We start from the raw sequence: 20,081 nt of genomic DNA on the forward strand, positions 1-20,081 counted from the left end.
TATCAGGGGTCCTTTGAAAGATGCTCCATTCGGTGCTTATGATTCCCGATCACGTTTTCCAGTCGCCATTCCAATCTTTCCACATAAGGATGCTGCCGGACTGCGCAATCGCTTTTTTCGCATAGCGGGCAGGATGAGGGAACGCAGGGATCGGTATGAATGAACAGTTCCACGGAGGTGCTCATCTCGCTGTTGACGAGCGCCTCTATTTTGTCAACGGAATGATGTACCATTTTCAGTTCATAGTACCAGGGCAGGGTCATGTGGCAATCAATGTGAAGATTAGAGCCGTATTGAATGATGCGCAGGTTATGGAAATCTATCCAATCCTCCTCCCGGTTTTCGTTCAGTATCCTTATTACTTGCTGAACAAGTTTTTTGTCGGCTTCATCCATTACGCCAGAAACGGATTTGCGCAGCAGCTTATACCCGGACCAGATCAAGAGGAGGCCGAACAGGACAGCAATCAGGCTGTCAAGCCAATGCAGGCCGGTAAAATAAATTACGGCCAGTCCTGCTACCAGTCCGGCACTGGTCCAGGCATCACTCAGCAGGTGCTTACCGTCAGAGGTAATGGTGATGGAATTCCATTTTCTGCCATTATTTATCAGGATGAGGCCCATCGTCAAGTTTGCAGCACCGGCAAAAACTGAGATGATGATCCCGGTATCCAGGTGCGTAAGAGCGGTTGGTTCAAGCAAGTTATAGATTGATTTTCCTGCCATAGCCAGCCCTGCTACCAAAATAAGGAGCCCTTCCAGGCCAGCCGAAAGAAATTCGATTTTGCCGTGCCCGTAAGGATGACCGGCATCGCGCGGCTTTGCGGCCAGGCTAACACTGTAGAGCGCAAAGCCTCCTGCGGCAATATTCACCAGTGATTCGGCAGCATCTGTCAAAATTGCATTTGATCCGGTAATAATCCAGGCCACAGTTTTGAACAGCATCAGCAAAATGCCCACAGCCAAAGTTGTTTGGAGCAGCCGGATCTTGCGTTTTTCATGCGGGTGAATAATAGAAGCCATGCCGGATATATAAAGGAATGGCAAAAGTAAAGGCTGCAGACTGGATTAACCGGCACCTCCCGGCCGGCAGGAAAATGGGCAGGGCTTTTGGTTTTCACTTTAATTTCCTTTTAACTTTCGGCCGGCAAACTCTTTCTCTCCGACATTCGTCTACCAGAGAGTTATGGCATGAAAATTTTAGAAGGGAGTTAGCCATGTTTGAAGACGAGCAATAAAATTAAAAATCATTAAAAAGAAAGTACTGTTATGAAAAGATTTGCACACTTGCCCTTGCTTATGTTGATGCTGCTTGCAGCGCCTTTAGCGATGGCTCAGTCACAATCCAATGCATCAGGCAAAGCTGAGATTACATTTGAGAATGATGCAATTGACTACGGAAGTATAGAACAAAACGCTAATGGCGAACGGGAATTCCAGTTTAAGAATACCGGTTCACAGCCCTTGATCATTACCGGTTGCAACGGTTCGTGTGGATGCACAGTTCCCGAATGCCCGAAAGAGCCGATTAAGCCAGGCGAATCAGGAGTGATTAAGGTTAAGTATGATACAAACCGGCTGGGTCGGTTTTCCAAAACCATCACTGTTAATTCTAATGCCTCTGAGCCTGCAAGGCTGTTGCGTATCAGTGGTGAAGTGCTGGAGCCGGGTAGCAAGGAAAACGTCAACTAAAAGGGTGGAAGGAAGTTTCCTCTGATCCGAAGTTTTTCAGAAAGGGAAGTATTCTCGTATTTGCGGGAGTTCTTCCCTTTTTTGTTTAGGGTGCCGCCAATGATTTCAATACTAAAACAACTGATTCTTTGACTGATATCCATCAAATCCTGAAGAAGTATTGGGGCTATGATTCCTTTCGCTCGATGCAGGAGGAGATCATCCGCAGCATAGAGCAAGGAAAGGATACGCTGGCATTGCTTCCCACCGGTGGAGGCAAATCAGTCTGTTTTCAGGTCCCGGCACTGGCACAGGATGGATTGTGTATTGTGGTAACGCCCCTCATTGCACTGATGAAGGACCAGGTGGAGAACTTGCAGGCGCTTGGTATAAGAGCGATGGCAGTCTATTCCGGCATGAGCAAAAGAGAGGTGGATGTGGCGCTGGACAATTGCGTGTATGGAAAGGAGAAGTTTCTGTATGTTTCTCCGGAAAGGTTGCAGACCGAGCTTTTCAAGGCCAGGGCTGGGAAGATGCGCATAAATTTGATTGCGGTTGATGAGGCACATTGTATTTCAGAATGGGGCCATGACTTCCGGCCCGGCTATCTCCGGATTGCTGAATTGCGTGAGCTGTTTCCGGACGTTCCGCTTTTGGCACTTACGGCTTCAGCCACTCCGCGCGTTCAGGAGGATATCATGTTGCATTTAAAGTTCAAGGAGAAGCATGTCCTGAAGAAAAGCTTTGAGAGAGAAAACCTCGTATATGGCGTGGTGCATGATGAGGATAAGCGCAGCAAAATGCAGCAGGTGCTGAAAAAAATACCTGGAACAGGAATTATTTACGCCCGCACTCGTATGGGAGCCGTAAAGGCTGCGGAATTTCTACAAAAGCATGGGATCAGTGCAGATTACTATCACGCGGGCCTCAGTAATGAAGAACGCAACAAAAAGCAGGATGCCTGGAAAAAGGGCCGGACGCGTATAATTGTGGCCACCACGGCCTTTGGAATGGGAATAGACAAAGCGGACGTACGCCTCGTGATGCATGTGGAGTTACCTGAGAGCCTTGAGGCATATTATCAGGAAGCGGGGCGTTGTGGCCGGGATGGGAAACGATCTTTTGCGGTATCGCTCATTACAGAAGACAACAGGCTGGACCTGCAAAGCCGCGTGGAGCGCCAGTACGTGCATCCTGATGTTGTAAAGACCGTTTATCATGCATTGGGAAATTATTTTCAGTTGCCGGTAGGTGCCGGTTTGCAGCAGAGCTTTGATTTTGATTTGAAGGATTTCAGCAAACGCTTTGAGTTGCACCCGGTGAAGGTGTATCATGCCCTGAAACAACTGGAGCGGCAGGACTATCTGACTTTCAGCGAGGCGGTTTTCCTTCCGTCAAGATTACGGTTCCTGGTGGATTATAAAACTTTGTATGACTTTGAATTGAAGAACCTGAAATATGATGATTTGATAAAAACGATTCTCCGCTCTTATGGAAACCCTTTTGATACCTATGTGAATATCAGCGAAAAGGAAATAGCGGAAAGAGGTGGGCAAAAGGCGTCCGGAGTAATTAAACAGTTAAAAGCACTTTCTAATCTTGGGGTGCTGGATTATGTGCCGGTAACTGATAAACCTCAAATTACATTTGTGCAGCCACGGCAGGACAGGGATGCGCTTTCCATTGATAAAAAGGATATAGCAAGGAGAAAAAAGATCCAGGAGGAAAAGCTGAAGGCGGTGGTTGATTTCTTCTATAATGACCGGATTTGCCGGGGACGCAGACTGCTGAACTACTTTGGCGAGAAATCAGAAAAAGATTGCGGCCACTGCGATGTGTGCCTTCGAAAACCGGAAGATATGGATGAGGCCGTGCTGGGCCGGCAAATTTTTCAAAAAGTAGTAGGTTTGTGCAAAGAAAAAAGCTACACCCTTCCTGAACTGGTGGAAGAACTTGAGGATGAGGGAAAAACGAAAGCCGTCAGAGCAATTCGCTGGCTGATAGATAATGATTATATAACTGTAGGAGACAAAGACCAAATCATCCTTTCCTGTTGAAAAAGATACTATGTTGCGTCACCAATGATCTCAACTTTGATCAGAGGATGATCAAAATTTGTAGCAGCCTTAGCAAAGAGGGATATGATGTAACATTAACAGGAAGAAAGCTGAAATCTTCCGGTGCGTTGCAACAGCAACCCTACCGCCAGCATCGTATCTATTGTTTTTTTACAAAAGGAAAATTATTTTACTTAGAGTTTAATCTTCGATTAAGCTATTTTCTAATTAAGAATCGCTATGACGTGTTTTGTGCGGTAGACCTTGATACTATATTACCTTGCCTGCTATATTCCGGAATTAGAAATAAAAAATTGGTATATGACGCCCATGAATATTTTACCGAAGTGCCGGAAGTAGTGGCACGGCCCATTGTACAAATGATATGGCAGTGGGTGGCGAGGATATCTATCCCGAGGGCAGATCTTTGCTACACCGTTAGTCCATCTCTTTCAAAGATATTCGAGCAAAAATATCAGCGGCCTTTTAGAGTTATTGCTAATGTTCCGTATCTAAAAGCAGAAGAGCAAAGCAACGCAGGAAAGGAAATGTTCATCTTATACCAGGGTGCGCTGAACCGGGGGAGAGCCCTGGAACCCTTGATAGAAGCCATGCCTGATCTGGACATGGAGCTTCACCTGGTGGGAGATGGCGACTTAACGGACGAACTGAAGAAATTGGTAAATAAATTAAATATCGGAAATAAAGTGAAGTTTTTGGGCAGGATGCGGCCGGAGCAACTAATGGCCTATACTTCGAAAGCCTGGCTTGGCTATAACTTATTGAAAAGGGAAGGCTTGAGTTATTACTATTCATTGAGCAATAAATTTTTCGACTATATACATTCCGGTGTTCCGGTTCTCTGCAGCCCTTTCCCAGAATACGTCAGGATCAATGAAGAATTCCAGGTTTCCTGCTTCAGTGAACCGGTTGCGGCCAAAATTGTGGATTCCGTAAACAGGTTGATTGACGATCCTGGTCTTTATCACCGTCTTCGTGAAAATTGCCTTCAGGCCAGGCAGGTTTATCATTGGGGGCATGAAGAAAAAAAGCTTATCAGATATTACCATGGTCTCTGAAAAACATTTACATATACTCTCATTCGATGTTCCTTATCCTCCGGATTATGGAGGCGTCATTGATGTATACTACAAAATGAAGGCATTTGCCGATCAGGGAATTCATGTGCATCTGCATTGCTACCAGTATGGCCGTGAGGCCGCAAAGCAGTTGGAGGAAATATGCGATGAGGTTATTTATTATAAAAGGAAAATTTATAAAGATCCGTTTTTTAGCAAGGATCCTTACATTGTTATAACCAGGAACAGTGGAGAAATTCTGGACAATCTCCGCAAGGATGATTACCCGATTTTTTTCGAAGGCTTGCACAGTTGTTATTATCTTAACAGTGAAATATTGCATAACCGCTTCAAGGTTGTAAGAATGCACAACATTGAGCATGTTTATTATAAGAATCTGGCAAAAATTGAAAAAAACCTGTTCAAGAAGTATTTTTTTAATACTGAAGCGAATCGCTTAAGGAAATTTGAGAAGCATCTGAAAAAGGCAAACCTTACTGCCGCTATCTCACCGGCAGACCATCAATACCTTAACCTGAAATATCAAAATAGCTTTTACCTGCCGGTATTTCATTCCAACACTCAAGTTGAAGTGCTGCCCGGAAAAGGAGATTTTGTGTTATATCATGGTAATCTCTCGGTTGGAGAGAATAATGAAGCTGCGATATACCTGATCCGGGAAATATTTAACGATCTGGAAATACCGTTGTACATTGCCGGAATGAATCCAAGTTCAGAATTAATTAAGGCAGCAGCAGAGAATCCAGGAGTGAAGTTGTTCTCCAAACTTAACAATCAGGAAATCCATAACTTGATTCAAAAGGCTCAGATTAATATTCTGCATACGCAGCAAAATACCGGTATTAAGCTAAAACTGGTAAATGTGCTTTTTAATGGCCGGTTCTGCATAGTTAACCCCAAAATGGTAGAGGCTACCGGTTTAGAAGATCTTTGCATTGTAGCCCCGACAAAGCAAAAAATGAAGGCATTTGTACAGGAGTATTTTGAGAAAGAATTTCCTCATGAAGAAATAACAAAAAGGAAATGCGTTTTGGAATCAAACTTTAATAACGAAAGAAATACAAAATTGATCATAGATAAGATCAACTTCAATTGAGTTCCAGGATATGTCCATCATTGACTTTCAGGGTGCGACTGGGGTATTTCTCCATAATGCGATAGTCGTGGGAAGCCATAATCACGGCAGTGCCATCTTCACTTATTTTTTTAAGTAATCGAAGAATTTCGTCAGAGATTTCCGGGTCAAGATTACCGGTTGGTTCATCGGCAAGGATCACCTGGGGGTCGTTCAGTAGGGCACGGGCAATTACCACCCTTTGTTGTTCGCCACCTGAAAGAGCGTATGGCATTTTGAAGTGTTTAGTACCCAGCCCCACAAGGTTGAGTACTTCCTGCAATCTCTTTTCTATTAGGTCTTTTCGCTTCCAACCCGTTGCCTTCAATACAAAAGTGAGATTATCTGCGACCGATCTGTCGGTGAGGAGTTGAAAATCCTGAAAAACAATACCGAGTTTTCTGCGCAAAAACGCTGTTTTTCTGCGATTGAGAGCGGTAAGGTCGAAGCCGGCAACTTTTCCTTTTCCGGATGCAAGAGGAAGATCACCATATATTGCTTTAAGAAGACTACTTTTGCCGCTCCCGGTCTTGCCGGTTAGGTAAACAAATTCTCCGCGGCTGACGTTAAGGTTAACATTATTCAGCACAAGTGCATCTTGTTGATAGATTTTAGCATCATGAAGGTACACAACAACGTTTTCCATTTAAACTTGAAGTTTTTGCATTTTTCCAAAAGGAATCGTTTCAATGATACCTTTAATTGTAGAGGTTTGGCTCTCCAATCCGCATTTGGCAAGCGCCTTCTCCGGGCGGTCAGCCCTGAAGTACGCGAGAAGCGTAAAATTTTCATCCCTGATTTGAACATAATCAGGGATTTTGGTTTTGCCTTTAACCTTTATAATATACATATTAGATGAGGGGTTTAAATTCTAAATCAAAAATTTTTTTTTTAGTACACAGTCAGTTAGTTTTGCCACCTCACACAAGTCAGGCAAAGATAAACAAATCAAAAGGACAAGAACATGAGCAAGCTCAAACTGTTTAGCCTTCTCATCATTACCCCGGTGCTCTTAATGAGCTGTGGTGGTATTGGGAAGATGAACAAAAAGTATGACACGATCACGTATGCCGCTGAACCCGAAGCGCTTGAGGTACACGCTGATAGTGTCCGTTATTCCGTAACAGGAACCATTCCCCCCAAATATTTCCACAAGCGAGCTACGATGCGTATTGAACCTACGTTGCGTTACTCAGATCAGGATTTGCCTTTGGATCCGATTTATCTGAGGGGTGAGAAAGCCGAGAAACAACCCGGACAGCCTGGAAAGACGATTTCCAAAAGTGGAGGAGGATCCTTCAAGATTGAAGGCAGCGCTCCTTTCGATTCGTCCATGAACCAAGCCTACCTGATCATCGTCCCTTCTATCAGAATTACGGACGGCAAGTACTCTGACCTTGACAGGTGTATATCACCGCCTGAAGATACACTTCTCTTGGGAACTATTACTACTTCGCTCAGTGTAAAGCCCACTGACAGTTTCTTCCTGGGTGGCAGCACAAAACCAATGAGACGTGATAAAAAAGCAATTTTTTATTATCAAATCAACCGCTCGATCCTGCGTGATACGACCACACAGAAGGAACAGGTCAAGGATCTCCTGACATTTATTTCTGATACAAATAATGTGGTGGATGGCATCTCTATAACTTCTTACGCATCGCCTGACGGAGAAGTTGCGTTTAACAGCAGGCTCTCTGAACACAGAACCAATGCTGCTTATCGCTACATGGTGAGGGAACTGAGGAAACGAAATATTGACCGCTATAATGATACTGCATTCTACCGCAGAGCTTCGATCAAAGAAGACTGGGAAGGTTTCAGAAGAAGCGTGTCAAACTCCAATCTCGAAAACAAGAATGAGGTTCTTCAGATTATTGATTCACGAGATCTATCCAATGAGCAGAAGGAAGAACGCATCCGCAGGGCTGGTACCTGGGATTATCTGGCTGAAAATATTTTCCCACCTCTCAGAAGATCAGAAGTAACAATGCATACCTACGGTAATATCCGGGATCTGGATACCGTACGTGCCGCAGGGGACCGTGCATTAAATAACCTGAATCAGCAAGAGGTATTGGTGTACGCCTTTAATCATCCTGACACATCCGTTAAGCTGAATGCTTATCAGTATTACATGAATACCTACCCTGATGATTGGTTTGGGCCTAATAATTATGCTGTGGCACTAATGTGGACTGAACAGTATGTGAGGGCAAACGAAATACTAACTACATTGCACAACCAGCATCCTGATAATGACACGATTGCATCAAATCTTGGAGTATCCTATCGCTTTGTGAGAAACTACCAGCTTGCTGAAGAGCACCTCAAAAACGCGGAAAGTGGTGGAATGAATGAGGATAATAACCTGGGGATACTTTATATTAAAACTGCCCAGTATGATAAAGCTGTAGAGACATTCCCTGCTGACCAGTGTGATTACAATGCAGCACTTGCTCATACCCTTGCCGGCCAATATGATGAGGCAATCAGTAGGATTGAATGCAAAGTGGATAAAACAGCGGCTGATTTTTATCTTCGTGCTATTGCAGCAGCAAGGAAGGGAGATAAAAGTCTTTTGACTACAAGCCTGACCCGTGCGGTGATGGAGGATTCTTCGTACCGTGAAAAAGCAACAAATGATCTGGAATTCAGAGCCTACAGGGATGATCCCCAGTTCAAAAATGCTCTTCGTTAATTAATCAAATCAAATTATTTTTAATCTTATGAAATTATCAAAAATCCTTTTACTGGCCTTTCTGGCCTTTTCAATGGTCGCTAATCAGTCTTGCAAGAAAAATGGAGATGATGATGTGGTCATTACTGACCCTAAACTTGAAGTGGAGACAGGAAGTGAATTTGTTACCCCAGGTTCAATAGTTGAAATCGCCATTTCTGCCAATTCAGATGTAAACGCAGAGCTTAGCTCTATTGAGGTGCTCTCCAAAAGTGTAGGTTCAGCAACTGTAACTGAGCTTGATACATCTATCAGCAAAACTACTTTTACTTACGATCTGGAATACATGGTGCCATCTGACGCGGCATCCGGTGAAAAGATTGATATTGAGGTGAAAGCCACAGATGATGGTGGCCGCTCCACAACAGAGATTATCACGCTCACGGTTTCCACGCCTTTGCAGATTATTAAGAATCCTCATGCGGCTGACAGCACTTTTAAGGTCTGGAATATACTTGGCCAGCAACCAGGCGCATTTAGTATTCACCTTTTGACTAACCTGACTGTGAATGACACGGATGACCTGAAGGATATGGTTGACCAAACAGTTTCAGCCAGTGAATTTGCCAGAAGCTGGAAGTCGGAAGACGGAGCAATGTACGTAAGGGATAACAACCTTAATTTCGATGGGATCAGTTCAGCCGCTCTGCAGGCCTCTTATGATGCCGGCAGTCCATCAGATGAAATATCCAGTATTGAAGAAGGCGATGTCATTATTGTCAAAATGGCTGAGCCAGGTGCAGGTCTTGCTGTAGTACACATCATTCAAGTAAATGTCACAGCAAGTGATAACAACGATTACATAGGCTTTTACATAAAGAAGTAATTTGTTTCTTTCCTGACTAAAAAAGCCGGCTTATTGAAAAGCCGGCTTTTTTTATGCATTTACCAAAAGCCAATATGAGTTTTTTATATCCTCAATTTTTATGGGCTTTGCTTGCCCTTGCTATACCAGTCATTATTCATTTTTTCAATTTCAGGAGATATAAGAAACTATATTTCCCCAATGTGAGGTTTTTGACAGAGGTAGAGCAGGAGAGCAAATCCCGCAATAAGCTGAAGCACTGGCTTTTGCTTTTGACACGCCTGATGGCCCTATCGCTGTTGGTCCTGGCTTTTGCGCAACCTTTTAATCCGGATGCCGAATCCGCAGCGGTTACCGGCAGAAATGCCGTGAGCATTTATGTAGATAATTCCTTTAGTCTCACAAATGCGTCCGAAGAAGGAACCCTGTTACAGCAAGCGAATAACCTGACAGAGGATATTGCCTGGGGATATGGGGAATCCGATTTATTCAATATTATAACGAACACCACTGAGCATTCCATTACGGCATTTCGCCCCAGAAGGGAATTTATAGATAATCTTCCGGGACTCCAGGAAAGTGCGGTTACCCGTTCCTTGCAGGCAGTAGTAAGCCAGCAGGAGCAATTGTTATCTTCAGCCGATGCACCTAATTATACAAGCTACCTCGTATCCGATTTTCAAAAATCAATGATGGGAGACCAACTGCCGGTATTGGATTCAAATGTGAATTATTATCTCGTGCCGCTGGAAGGCGCAAAAACTCAAAATCTTTATATTGATTCTGCATGGTATGAATCGCCAATCTTTCAGCCGGGGCAGCCTGTGGAGTTGAAGGTAAGAATACGGAATTTTGGCAATGAAGCAGTTACTGACAATTCGATAAAACTTAATGTAAATGGCAGGCAAAAGGGATTGGCTACTTTCGGTGCCGGGGGCGATGAGTCGATTACAGTAAATCTTTCCCATACCGTTGACGAAACAGGATGGAACAGGGGGGTGCTTTCTATAGAAGATTATCCGGTAACTTTTGATAACGATTACTATTTCAGCTTTTTCGTAAAGGAACAGCAGAGAGTGCTGATCGTGAATAACAGTCAGGTAAATCCATTTCTCAGGGCTGTCTTTAGCACTGATCCATATAGCAACCTTACCAACACGACCGCTGGAAATCTTGATTACTCTACATTCCCCGAATATGATCTGATCATTCTTAATGAGCTTCCGGAACTATCATCCGGATTGGTGAGCCAGATTGGGAATTATGTGCGTGATGGGGGAAACCTGTTCGTTGTTCCGCCTGACGAAGAATCCATTGTTATGGAAGGATATAATAATTTACTAGCCTCTCTGAATGCGGGTCAGATGCTGGAATTCTCAAAAAAAGAAGCAAGGGTTCAGAATATAAATTTTGAGCATCCTGTATATCGGAATGTATTTGAGGATATTCCTGAAAACATTAATCTTCCGGTGGTCCAGCAGCATTTTGACTTCCGGGTATTTTCACGCAGCCGCATGGCTAACCTCCTTCCACTTAATGACGGTGGTTTTCTCCTGGCTCAGTTTGATGCAGGCGATGGGAATTTCTACATGGCATCTACTCCTTTCAGAGAAGGATATACCAATTTCCCCAGGCATGGACTTTTTGTGCCAACGCTGTATAAACTCGCTGTATATAAGAACCGGAGCGTCAACCTTGCCTATTTTATTGGTAATGACAACTTGGTGGAGGTGCGCAGAAGTCTTGAAAATAAAGATCAGGTATTAGTACTGCGAAAGGATGAATTTGAGGTGGTGCCTGATCAGCGTTATGTAAACGGTAGGTTTATGCTCACAACAGGCGACAACCTGACTTCGGCCGGCTTTTATGATCTCATTCCTGCAGGACCCTATGTGGAGAGCGTTCCTTTAGCCACACTAGCATTCAATTTCAGCCGGAGCGAATCGGAACTGGATTTTTATTCTGCTGAAGAATTGAAGGAAAGATTTGCCGGCCAGCCAAACGTACGCGTCCTGGAGACAACTGGTCGGGACTTATCGCTTCAACTTGCCGACATAAGTTCCGGTACAGGATTGTGGAAGTGGCTCATCCTCGCGGTTATTATATTTTTGCTGGGCGAAACAATGCTCGTCAAATTTATGCGCAAATGACTCTATTGGGGAAATCAGCAATTCTCTATGCACCGAATCATCCGGGGCATCTTCAAAGGCTTGATATTTTTATCGAAAATGGAATTATTACCAGGATTGCTGATAATATTGAGGCCGAGGCTCACATAAGACTGGAAGCAGACGATCTCTGCGTTTCACCGGGGTGGATGGACATGCAGGTGGATTTTTCAGATCCGGGGAATGAATATAGAGAGGACCTCGAATCGGGAACTGAAGCAGCAGCCTATGGAGGAATGACTACAGTAGCGCTATTCCCCGAAACCGTGCCTCCGCTGGATGCGAAATCACAAATTCAATATATAAAGGGAAAAACAGCCCATCAGCCTGTGACCGTTCTGCCGGTGGGAACCATAAGCAAAGGAATGGAAGGCATAGCACTGTCGGAGATGCTGGATATGTATAATGCGGGCGCAGTGGCATTTGGCGATGGCACCAACGGCCTCACCAATTCAGGGCTTTTGCTGAAAGCGCTGATGTATGTAAAGAGCTTTGACGGAGTGGTGATGGTACATCCTGAAGATCCGGCCATGGCGCCTGAAGGCCTGATGAATGAAGGGGTCGTCAATACTCGACTGGGCCTGGCCGGCATTCCTTCAATTGCAGAGGAGACAGCGGTAGCCAAAGCCATCTCGCTAGCAGAGTACAGCGGCAGCCGGTTGCATTTTACAACTCTCAGCACAAGTGGAAGCGTGGAACTGGTTCGCGAAGCCAAAAAAAACGGAGTGAAAATAACGGCAGGCGTTTCTGTTTTTCATTTGAATTTTAATGAATCTGCGCTCGAAGAATTTGATACGAACCTGAAATTACGGCCCCCACTGCGCCCGGCAAAAGATTGCGAAGCACTGAGAAAAGCTGTAAGGGAAGGGGTTATAGACGTAGTCGTTTCCAATCATCAACCCAAGATTGCCGATAGAAAGAATTGCGAGTTCGCATTGGCCGCTACTGGCGCTATCGGTATCCAAACATTGTTCCCTATGGTACTTCAGGCTTTTGGCACTGAAGATTTATCCTGGCTCACCCAATTGATGTCCATGCATCCGCGAAAAGTACTTGGTCTTGAGCAGCCTCTGATAGAGCAAGGTGCAAAGGCGGACCTTACCTTTTTCTCTCCTTCATCAGTTTGGAAGTTTAATGCAACTTCAAATAAAAGCAAGAGCTGCAATACTCCTCTCTGGGAAACGGAACTTAAAGGAAGGGCACTGGCAATAGCCAACAGAGGACAGGTGAAGTATCTTGATTAGAAGCGGAAATAATAACTTTGGCAGCCGTAGCCACAACTTCTAATATAACTATCATTCATGGCGGACAACAGTCTTTCACTGCAATCACCACCCATAAAGTATGGGATAATAGGGGGAGTATTTTACATATTTGCCGTCACCGTACTGTACGTTTTAGGTGTTTCATATTACACCAACCCTTTCATAAAATTTTTCCTGTTCTTAATAATATGCTTTTTTCCGGTTCGGGCAGGTTTGGAAATGAGGGCGTTAAATGGTGGCTTCATCCAATTTTCCAGTGCCCTGTTCAATATTTTTTTATGTTTTATGATAATTGAAGCTTTTTATGTGATTTACTCATGGATATTGCCAACGGTTATTGATACTGACCTTACGCAGAAAATTGTGGATTATCAGATATTACAGGTAGAGGAAGGGAAAGGATTTATGGGCCGGGAGTTAACTGAAGAACAAAAGCAGATGGCGATAGCTCAGATAGAAAAGGCAGGCGAACAGCCACAGATGCAATGGATCCTGTTGCTCTTGCTGGTATATGCACTTGTGGATTTTGCACTTTCGCTTATAGCTGCGGCCTTTGTTAAAAAAGATCCGGGTATCAACGTTCCAATATCCGATTCTGAATGAACATAAGCCTGGTAATACCTCTGTTAAACGAGGAAGAGTCGCTGCCGGAACTCTCCGCCTGGATTCAGAAGGTGATGGATGAAAACAGCTTCTCCTATGAAATTCTTTATATAGACGATGGCAGCAGTGACGAATCCTGGAAGGTAATCCTTGAGCTGGCAGAGAAAAATCCTGCAATAAAGGGCATCAGTTTCAGGCGAAATTATGGCAAATCAGCCGCCCTGAATGTTGGATTTGCTGAAGCGAAAGGAGACGTGGTAATCACTATGGATGCCGACCTGCAGGATTCTCCCAACGAGATTCCTGAATTGTACCGCCTTATAAAGGAGGAGCATTTTCACTTGATTTCCGGATGGAAGAAAAAGCGCCATGATCCGCTTTCTAAAACCATTCCCACCAAATTCTTTAATTGGGTAACCAGGAAAGTCTCTGGCATTTACCTCCATGATTTCAACTGTGGTCTGAAAGCGTATCATCACGATGTAGTAAAATCTGTAGAGGTTTATGGAGAAATGCACCGGTATATTCCGGTTATTGCCAAATGGGCCGGATTTACCTGCATTGGCGAAAAGGTAGTGCAGCATCAGCCGCGGCAGTATGGCACCACAAAATTTGGTTTCGAGCGCTTCATTAATGGTTTTCTGGATCTGCTCTCAATTACCTTCATGTCGCGATTCAGCAAACGGCCCATGCACTTTTTTGGATTAATCGGTACGCTATGTTTCCTGATAGGGTTTTTCGTGGCGCTCTGGCTCATTCTTGAAAAAGTGATGTATGCCTGGTTCCTGATGGAGAAGGCACGGGGAGTAACGGATCAACCGCTTTTTTACCTTGCCCTGGTGGCCGTAGTTGTCGGAACGCAGCTTTTTCTTGCCGGATTCCTGGGAGAGCTGATCTCAAGAAGCTCCACTTCCCGGAATTATTATCATATCAAAGACAGGGTGCATTAAAGCTGTGAAGCAGTTCCCATGGCCCTGCGCCTTTCCAGCTCCAGCTTTAGCATCTGCAATTCCCGGTGGCTCTGTCCGGTCACTGATGAATTCTCCTCTGCCCTGCGAATAAGATAAGGAACCACTGCCTTTACCGGCCCGTAAGGAACGTACTTCGCCACGTTATATCCGGCCTGAGCAAGGTTGAATGAAATATGATCGCACATGCCATAAAGCTGGGAAAACCACACCCTCGGATCATTCGGAGAAAGGTTCCGGTCCAAAAGAAACTGAGCAAGATATTGACAGCTATATTCATTGTGTGAAGCACAGCAGAGCATTACGCGGTCAATATTACTGATACATAATTCTATCGCAGCATTAAATGCTTCATCAGTTTCCAGCTTGGTTTCATGGATGGGCGATCCATGCCCGTTCTTTTCAGCCCATCCCCGCTCTTTCTCCATATAGGCTCCGCGCACCAGCTTCACACCAAGAAAGTATTTTCCGGCTCGTGCCTCCTCCATATTTTGCTTCAGAAAATCCAGCCGGTCCTTCCTGTACATCTGGTAAGTGTTAAATACGATCGGCCGCTCGCGGTTATATTTTTCCATCATCTCCCGCGCCATTTCATCAATAGCCTGCTGAATCCAGGTTTCTTCAGCATCTACGAAAAGGGGAACCTGCAGCGAATGGGCCTTTTCACAAAGGCGTTCAAATCGCTCGCGATATTTTTCATAATCCTTTGTTTCGGAATCCGTCAGTGCTGCTTTTTCACTCACCTTTCCCAGCAACTCCATGCGGGCGATGGCTGTAGCCTTAAAGACAGAAAAAGGGACTTCATTATTTTCAGCGGCATACACGATAGTATTGATCAATTCCTGCATTGCGCTGGCAATCTCCTCCTCGTCACGGGTATTTTCCACCGAATAATCCAGTACTGTATACATGTTATATTTATGAAGCTTTTTCACCATGATGGTACATTCATTCAGGGTTTCTCCGCCACAAAATTGCCGGAACAGTGTAGCCTTCACCGGAGCAGAAATGGGCAGCCCGGCCTGAAAGGCGAACTTCAGCATAGATTGACCTACACGGGAAAGCGCCTGCATATTCAACAGCCTGAAAAGCCGGTAAGCTGCTTTAAGTTCCTTTGTTGATTTATGAGTAAAAGCCGTCTGGGTATCGGCAAAGTTGATCAGGATCTCGCTCTGCATAATCGTATGAAATATTTACAAAATTAAGGCTTCGGCTACTGCATAGATGGAAATGCGATTTCACATCTCTTCCCGGCCATAATCTTTTCTCCTACCGGCCCGTCTGACCGGATGTGCTAACTTGCGCCCCATTCTACATATTCTTCATATTTATGCGCATCTGGATCGTTAAAGCCATCGTTCAAAAAGCCATCAGCATCCTTCCAGGCAGTTTTTATGTCAATTTCTTTTTTCAGAAATATGTAACACGCGGAGTCCGCCTGAACGAAGAATATTTTGAGGATAAGGTGAGCCATTGCCGCAAACATTGGGACGCCTATTTGAAGTATGGCGGAGACATCCGCCATTGTCGCGCGCTCGAAATCGGAACGGGTTGGTATCCCATCGTTCCTATAAGTCTCTTCTTGTGTGGAGCCGAACGCATCGTGTCGGTTGATATTAATTCGCATATTAGTGACGACCGGTTGCGAACAGTGCTGGCCCGATTTGGAGAATACCACCGGCAGGGCAGGTTACAGCAGTTGCTTCCGCACATCCGGCCAGATCGCTGGGCCAAACTTAATAGCGTCATTGATGAGCGTGAGCACCTGGAATCAAGTGAGATCCTCGGCAAGCTTTCCATCGAAACGATTGTGGCCGATGCCCGGAAACTGCCTTACCCGGAAAACAGCTTCAACCTTATTACATCTAATAATACCTTCGAACATATTTATGAAAATCTGCTTCGGGACATCCTTCCGGAATTTGTACGTATAGCAGAATCCGGTGGCATCATGAGCCATTCAATTGACATGACAGACCACTTTGCACATATTGACAAAAGCATCAACTTTTTTAATTATTTGCGATTCAGCGACAGCCAGTGGAAAATAATTGATAACAGCGTGCAGCCGCAGAGTCGCCTGCGAATTACGGAATACCATGAATTGTACAGGGAATTGAATATTCCCGCTACGGAGGAGCATTGTAAAAAAGGAAATCCTGACGAGCTGAGAGCTACTCCGCTGGATGAAAGATTTAAAAATATTCCGTTTGAAGAATTACTTAAAATACAATGTACGCTTGTTAGCAAACTTTAAATTTAAAAATAAAAGGACAGGATTTTTGGATTTGAATTGCTTTTAGGTTAACATTTATATAAATTAAATTTCCGGAATATAATTTCTTAAAAATGTGGATTTATTTAAGGTCTTAGTAACAACGGAAATTAGACACAAATGCACTAAGGCTCTAAGAATCACAAAGAGTTTTTAGTATGGTGTCTAATTTTATTTTTTTACCACGCTGATCCAAACTCATAACTATTTATTGAATAGGGTTATACTGTTAGCAGACAATTCTTGTTACTAAGAATTATTATGATAATAAATATTAATCGCTCCCATTAAGGATTGTAAAAAAGAACCTGCCAAATTCGTTGAATCCGTCCCATGCGTGTTCCCATCACAGAAAAAATCATAGAGTAAAGATTGCGTTTAAACCTTTGAATTAGAATTGCGTTTTTTAGCTAAAAATATATTTCCATGCAACCAACCAATTACCGCAGGGTATTTCCTCGCCTGGCCTTAATGGCCTTTCTTTTCCTTTCTCTTTTCACCTTTTCCGGCTGCGATCTCATAGTGGGGATCTTTGAGGCAGGTTTCTGGACCGCCATTATTCTTGTCGTCATTATTGTTTTGATCGTGGGCTGGATCATTTATAAAATGCGCAAATAAATCCTGTATTGTAATGGGAAAGGAAAAGCAAGGCAAGCAGGGATTTCCTGAGCAGCAACAGGAGGAGCAGCCGGGAAAGGAGCACCAAATGCATCCCAGGCCGGAGTATGAACCTGCAACCCGCAGCGGGTGCGCACGGATGGAAAATAAGATTGTGCTTATTACCGGGGGTGACAGCGGCATTGGCCGTGCTACCTGTATTGCTATGGCCCGGGAAGGGGCGGATATTGTGTGCATTTATCTTAACGAGGATAAAGATGCACGAAAAACAAAACAGGAGGTAGAGGAGGAAGGCCGCAAATGTTTTCTCATTAAAGGTGATGTGGGCAATGAGCAGTTCTGCAGGCAGGCGGTAAAGAAAACCATCGAGGAATTTGGGAAACTCGATGTAGTGATCAACAATGCTGCGGAGCAACACCCACAGGAGGACTTCCTTAACATCAGCGCGGAGCAGATGGAGAAAACCTTTCGCACCAATATTTTCTCCATGTTTTATATCACCCAGGCTGCTTTGCCACATTTAAAGAAAGGTGCCGCAATAGTGAATACCTCTTCTGTAACCGCATATCGCGGGAGTTGGCATTTGATTGACTATGCCTCCACTAAAGGTGCGATCATCGGATTTACGCGTTCTCTTTCGGCTAACCTGGCCGAAAAGGGAATTCGGGTCAATGCCGTGGCTCCGGGGCCAATCTGGACGCCTCTCATTCCTTCCACTTTCCCGAAGGAAAAGGTGGAGAAGTTTGGTACGGACTCTCCGATGGGCCGGGCCGGCCAGCCGGAAGAAGTGGCGCCATGCTTCGTATTTCTCGCTTGCGATGAATCATCATACATCACCGGGCAAGTGCTGCATCCCAATGGCGGAGAGATTATTGGCGGCTGACATTTTCCACATATCTTTCCTCCGCAAGGAAATAGGATAGCTCTGAAATGAGCCTGAAACCCTTGCTATTGCTGGATTTTGAATTCTGAGTTTATCTGAATCCTACCTTTGTAGCCGTTTATGGCGCGAATTCTTGCATTTGATTATGGAACCAAGCGGGTGGGAATGGCAGCAACAGACCCCGGGCAGTTGATAGCCAGTGGACTGGATACGCTTCATAGCAAAGACGTGATCCCTTTCCTGCAACACTACCTGAAGGAAGAGCAGGTGGAAGCATTTGTGGTGGGCGAACCCCACCAGGCCGATGGATCTCCGGCCGAAGCTGAGCAACATATCCTGCCTTTTATTAACCGGCTAAAGAAGGTTTTTCCTGAAATTCCGGTATACCGCGAAGATGAAAGCTTTACAAGCCGGAGAGCCGTAGAAGCGATGGTGGAGGGCGGAATGAAAAGGAAAAAACGCAGGGAAAAAGAACGGGTTGACCAGATCAGTGCGGTACTTATTCTCCAGACTTTTTTAGAAAAGAAAAGATTTAAAACTGGAATGAATTTTTAATTTTAATCTGAAATTGTAATATAAAAAATGGCGCTTCCGATTGTAGCTTATGGCGATCCGGTACTGAAGAAAAAGGCGATAGATGTTTCGCCTGATTATCCGAAGTTGAAGCAATTGATTGAAGATATGTTCACCACAATGGATGAAGCGGAGGGCGTGGGCCTGGCAGCTCCACAAGTGGGCATATCAATCCGGCTGTTTGTGACGGATGCCGGCAAAATGACGGACGAAGAAAAACAGGACCGGAGGGTATTCATCAACCCTGAAATTATCGAGGAAATAGGAGAAGACCGGTCATTTGAAGAAGGCTGCCTCAGCATTCCCGGTATCAGGGAAATAGTGAAGCGGCCAGAGGCGATTCTGATCGAATATTATGATGAGAACTTTAAGAAGCACCAGGCAGAATTTGATGATTTGCTGGGCCGGATAATTCAGCATGAATACGACCATGTGGAGGGAATCCTCTTCACTGACAGGATCCCTGCCTTCAAGCGGACGCTGCTAAAAAGGAAACTCAACGCGATCACCAAAGGCATTGTACCGGCCAAATACAAAATGCGGTTTCCTAAGAAGAAATAAGCTTTGCTGGTGATGACGCCAGCGGATGTTGCATTTCTATTTCTCAAGCAATTCCACCAGGTCAATGAGATCTTCAAAGTCCTTATAGCCGGGCTTCGATTCCGGTTCTCCCTGCAAATTGATGCCGTGCGGTGTATATCTCTCTAAAATAGGCAGCAGGTTTTCTGTATTAAATGAAAAACCCAGGAGGATCATATAATCTTCGGTGAGTTCGGTCAAGAGTTTTTGGTTTGCCGGTATCTCCAGCCATTTGTTCTGCTGCTCAAAGCTCCCGGAAAACGACAGCAGATACATTTCAACTGCATCCTGGGATGCCTCAATGAAATCTTTCACCTCTTGCGTACTCATCCGGTCCAGCCACAGGTTCTGGATGAGCGGCTTTTCCACCTTTTGTAGCATCTGTACAGGTCGGGGATCTTTCAACTGCACCATGTCCAGCTCCAGCAAATTGCTCAGCGTATTGATTTCTTCGGCATCCTGAATGTCGAACTCTCCCACCATTTTCGGCCCTTCCAGCCAGGCCATGATGGCCGTGGCTTTTTCAGGAGTCAGGTATTGCGGGTGGTTTAACTCAAAGCAGAAACCTGCATAGCTGGCCCCTACGCCTGCTCCATATCGCGCATCGCTCAGGTTATCTATCCTGCCTATCTTCAGATGTGTGATCAGTTCCATCCTGCAAAA

At 44.7% G+C, this 20,081-nt stretch carries 20 protein-coding genes; 15 read left to right on the top strand and 5 right to left on the bottom strand.

Translation table 11 applies throughout. The features are described from left to right. Positions 1 to 2 precede the first annotated feature (2 nt). Positions 3 to 1,022, bottom strand: a complete 1,020-nt coding sequence (locus WD077_03820; GenBank protein ID MEX0966341.1) for a cation diffusion facilitator family transporter — start codon at positions 1,020 to 1,022, stop codon at positions 3 to 5. A 246-nt stretch (positions 1,023 to 1,268) separates the two neighbouring features. Here WD077_03820 and WD077_03825 point away from each other — a divergent pair, with 246 nt between their 5' ends. The 4 genes from WD077_03825 to WD077_03840 all read left to right on the top strand — a co-directional run bounded on the left by WD077_03825 (position 1,269) and on the right by WD077_03840 (position 5,923). Further along, positions 1,269 to 1,691 (top strand): DUF1573 domain-containing protein, encoded by a 423-nt coding sequence (locus tag WD077_03825; GenBank protein ID MEX0966342.1) that lies wholly within the window; start codon positions 1,269 to 1,271, stop codon positions 1,689 to 1,691. A 128-nt stretch (positions 1,692 to 1,819) separates the two neighbouring features. Next, entirely contained in the window at positions 1,820 to 3,727 is a 1,908-nt protein-coding gene (locus tag WD077_03830) for a RecQ family ATP-dependent DNA helicase (protein MEX0966343.1), read from the top strand. Beyond that, the gene (locus WD077_03835) at positions 3,724 to 4,806 is read left to right on the top strand and encodes a glycosyltransferase (GenBank protein ID MEX0966344.1); all 1,083 of its coding nucleotides are present in this window, start codon (positions 3,724 to 3,726) and stop codon (positions 4,804 to 4,806) included. Before WD077_03830 ends, WD077_03835 begins: the two co-directional genes overlap by 4 nt. Further along, positions 4,766 to 5,923 carry a glycosyltransferase family 1 protein gene (locus WD077_03840; protein ID MEX0966345.1) on the top strand — a complete coding sequence of 386 codons (1,158 nt, stop codon included), beginning with the start codon at positions 4,766 to 4,768 and terminating at the stop codon, positions 5,921 to 5,923. Before WD077_03835 ends, WD077_03840 begins: the two co-directional genes overlap by 41 nt. Here the strand turns inward: WD077_03840 and WD077_03845 are convergent. Both WD077_03845 and WD077_03850 read right to left on the bottom strand, forming a co-directional pair. After that, positions 5,916 to 6,587, bottom strand: coding sequence for an ATP-binding cassette domain-containing protein (locus tag WD077_03845; protein ID MEX0966346.1), 672 nt, complete (start codon positions 6,585 to 6,587; stop codon positions 5,916 to 5,918). The genes WD077_03840 and WD077_03845 overlap by 8 nt on opposite strands. After that, positions 6,588 to 6,791, bottom strand: a complete 204-nt coding sequence (locus WD077_03850) for a fructose-6-phosphate aldolase (protein ID MEX0966347.1) — start codon at positions 6,789 to 6,791, stop codon at positions 6,588 to 6,590. It lies immediately after the preceding gene. A 114-nt stretch (positions 6,792 to 6,905) separates the two neighbouring features. Here WD077_03850 and WD077_03855 point away from each other — a divergent pair, with 114 nt between their 5' ends. The 6 genes from WD077_03855 to WD077_03880 all read left to right on the top strand — a co-directional run bounded on the left by WD077_03855 (position 6,906) and on the right by WD077_03880 (position 14,472). Then, on the top strand, positions 6,906 to 8,642 hold the full coding sequence (locus tag WD077_03855; protein MEX0966348.1) for a hypothetical protein: 1,737 nt from the start codon (positions 6,906 to 6,908) through the stop codon (positions 8,640 to 8,642). A gap of 28 nt (positions 8,643 to 8,670) precedes the next feature. Further along, the gene (locus WD077_03860) at positions 8,671 to 9,507 is read left to right on the top strand and encodes a hypothetical protein (protein ID MEX0966349.1); all 837 of its coding nucleotides are present in this window, start codon (positions 8,671 to 8,673) and stop codon (positions 9,505 to 9,507) included. A 74-nt stretch (positions 9,508 to 9,581) separates the two neighbouring features. Then, complete coding sequence (locus tag WD077_03865) at positions 9,582 to 11,636, top strand: BatA domain-containing protein (protein MEX0966350.1); 2,055 nt, start codon at positions 9,582 to 9,584, stop codon at positions 11,634 to 11,636. Further along, positions 11,633 to 12,898 carry a dihydroorotase gene (locus tag WD077_03870; protein ID MEX0966351.1) on the top strand — a complete coding sequence of 422 codons (1,266 nt, stop codon included), beginning with the start codon at positions 11,633 to 11,635 and terminating at the stop codon, positions 12,896 to 12,898. The genes WD077_03865 and WD077_03870 overlap by 4 nt, the downstream gene beginning before the upstream one ends. Positions 12,899 to 12,955: 57 nt before the next feature. Beyond that, positions 12,956 to 13,522, top strand: coding sequence for a DUF4199 domain-containing protein (locus WD077_03875; protein ID MEX0966352.1), 567 nt, complete (start codon positions 12,956 to 12,958; stop codon positions 13,520 to 13,522). Next, positions 13,519 to 14,472, top strand: coding sequence for a glycosyltransferase family 2 protein (locus tag WD077_03880; GenBank protein MEX0966353.1), 954 nt, complete (start codon positions 13,519 to 13,521; stop codon positions 14,470 to 14,472). Before WD077_03875 ends, WD077_03880 begins: the two co-directional genes overlap by 4 nt. Here WD077_03880 and WD077_03885 read toward each other — a convergent pair. Next, on the bottom strand, positions 14,469 to 15,668 hold the full coding sequence (locus WD077_03885; GenBank protein MEX0966354.1) for a proline dehydrogenase family protein: 1,200 nt from the start codon (positions 15,666 to 15,668) through the stop codon (positions 14,469 to 14,471). The two genes, WD077_03880 and WD077_03885, sit on opposite strands and share 4 nt — an antisense overlap. 152 nt (positions 15,669 to 15,820) lie before the next feature. Between WD077_03885 and WD077_03890 the strand changes: the two genes are divergently transcribed. The 5 genes from WD077_03890 (at position 15,821) to def (ending at position 19,400) form a co-directional block, all read left to right on the top strand. Continuing rightward, positions 15,821 to 16,747 carry a methyltransferase domain-containing protein gene (locus WD077_03890; protein ID MEX0966355.1) on the top strand — a complete coding sequence of 309 codons (927 nt, stop codon included), beginning with the start codon at positions 15,821 to 15,823 and terminating at the stop codon, positions 16,745 to 16,747. Positions 16,748 to 17,191: 444 nt separating this feature from the next. Continuing rightward, positions 17,192 to 17,383, top strand: coding sequence for a hypothetical protein (locus WD077_03895; GenBank protein ID MEX0966356.1), 192 nt, complete (start codon positions 17,192 to 17,194; stop codon positions 17,381 to 17,383). 13 nt (positions 17,384 to 17,396) lie between these two features. Then, the gene (locus WD077_03900; protein ID MEX0966357.1) at positions 17,397 to 18,266 is read left to right on the top strand and encodes an SDR family oxidoreductase; all 870 of its coding nucleotides are present in this window, start codon (positions 17,397 to 17,399) and stop codon (positions 18,264 to 18,266) included. 120 nt (positions 18,267 to 18,386) lie between these two features. After that, a complete protein-coding gene (gene ruvX, locus WD077_03905; GenBank protein MEX0966358.1) occupies positions 18,387 to 18,821 on the top strand; it encodes a Holliday junction resolvase RuvX in 435 nt (144 codons plus the stop codon). A 27-nt stretch (positions 18,822 to 18,848) separates the two neighbouring features. After that, positions 18,849 to 19,400, top strand: coding sequence for a peptide deformylase (gene def / locus WD077_03910; protein MEX0966359.1), 552 nt, complete (start codon positions 18,849 to 18,851; stop codon positions 19,398 to 19,400). Positions 19,401 to 19,436: 36 nt separating this feature from the next. Here the strand turns inward: def and WD077_03915 are convergent, their stop codons facing one another. Beyond that, positions 19,437 to 20,072 carry a hypothetical protein gene (locus WD077_03915; protein ID MEX0966360.1) on the bottom strand — a complete coding sequence of 212 codons (636 nt, stop codon included), beginning with the start codon at positions 20,070 to 20,072 and terminating at the stop codon, positions 19,437 to 19,439. Positions 20,073 to 20,081 lie beyond the last annotated feature (9 nt).

This window comes from Bacteroidia bacterium (assembly GCA_040880525.1).
Taxonomy (GTDB): Bacteria; Bacteroidota; Bacteroidia; order CAILMK01; family JBBDIG01; genus JBBDIG01.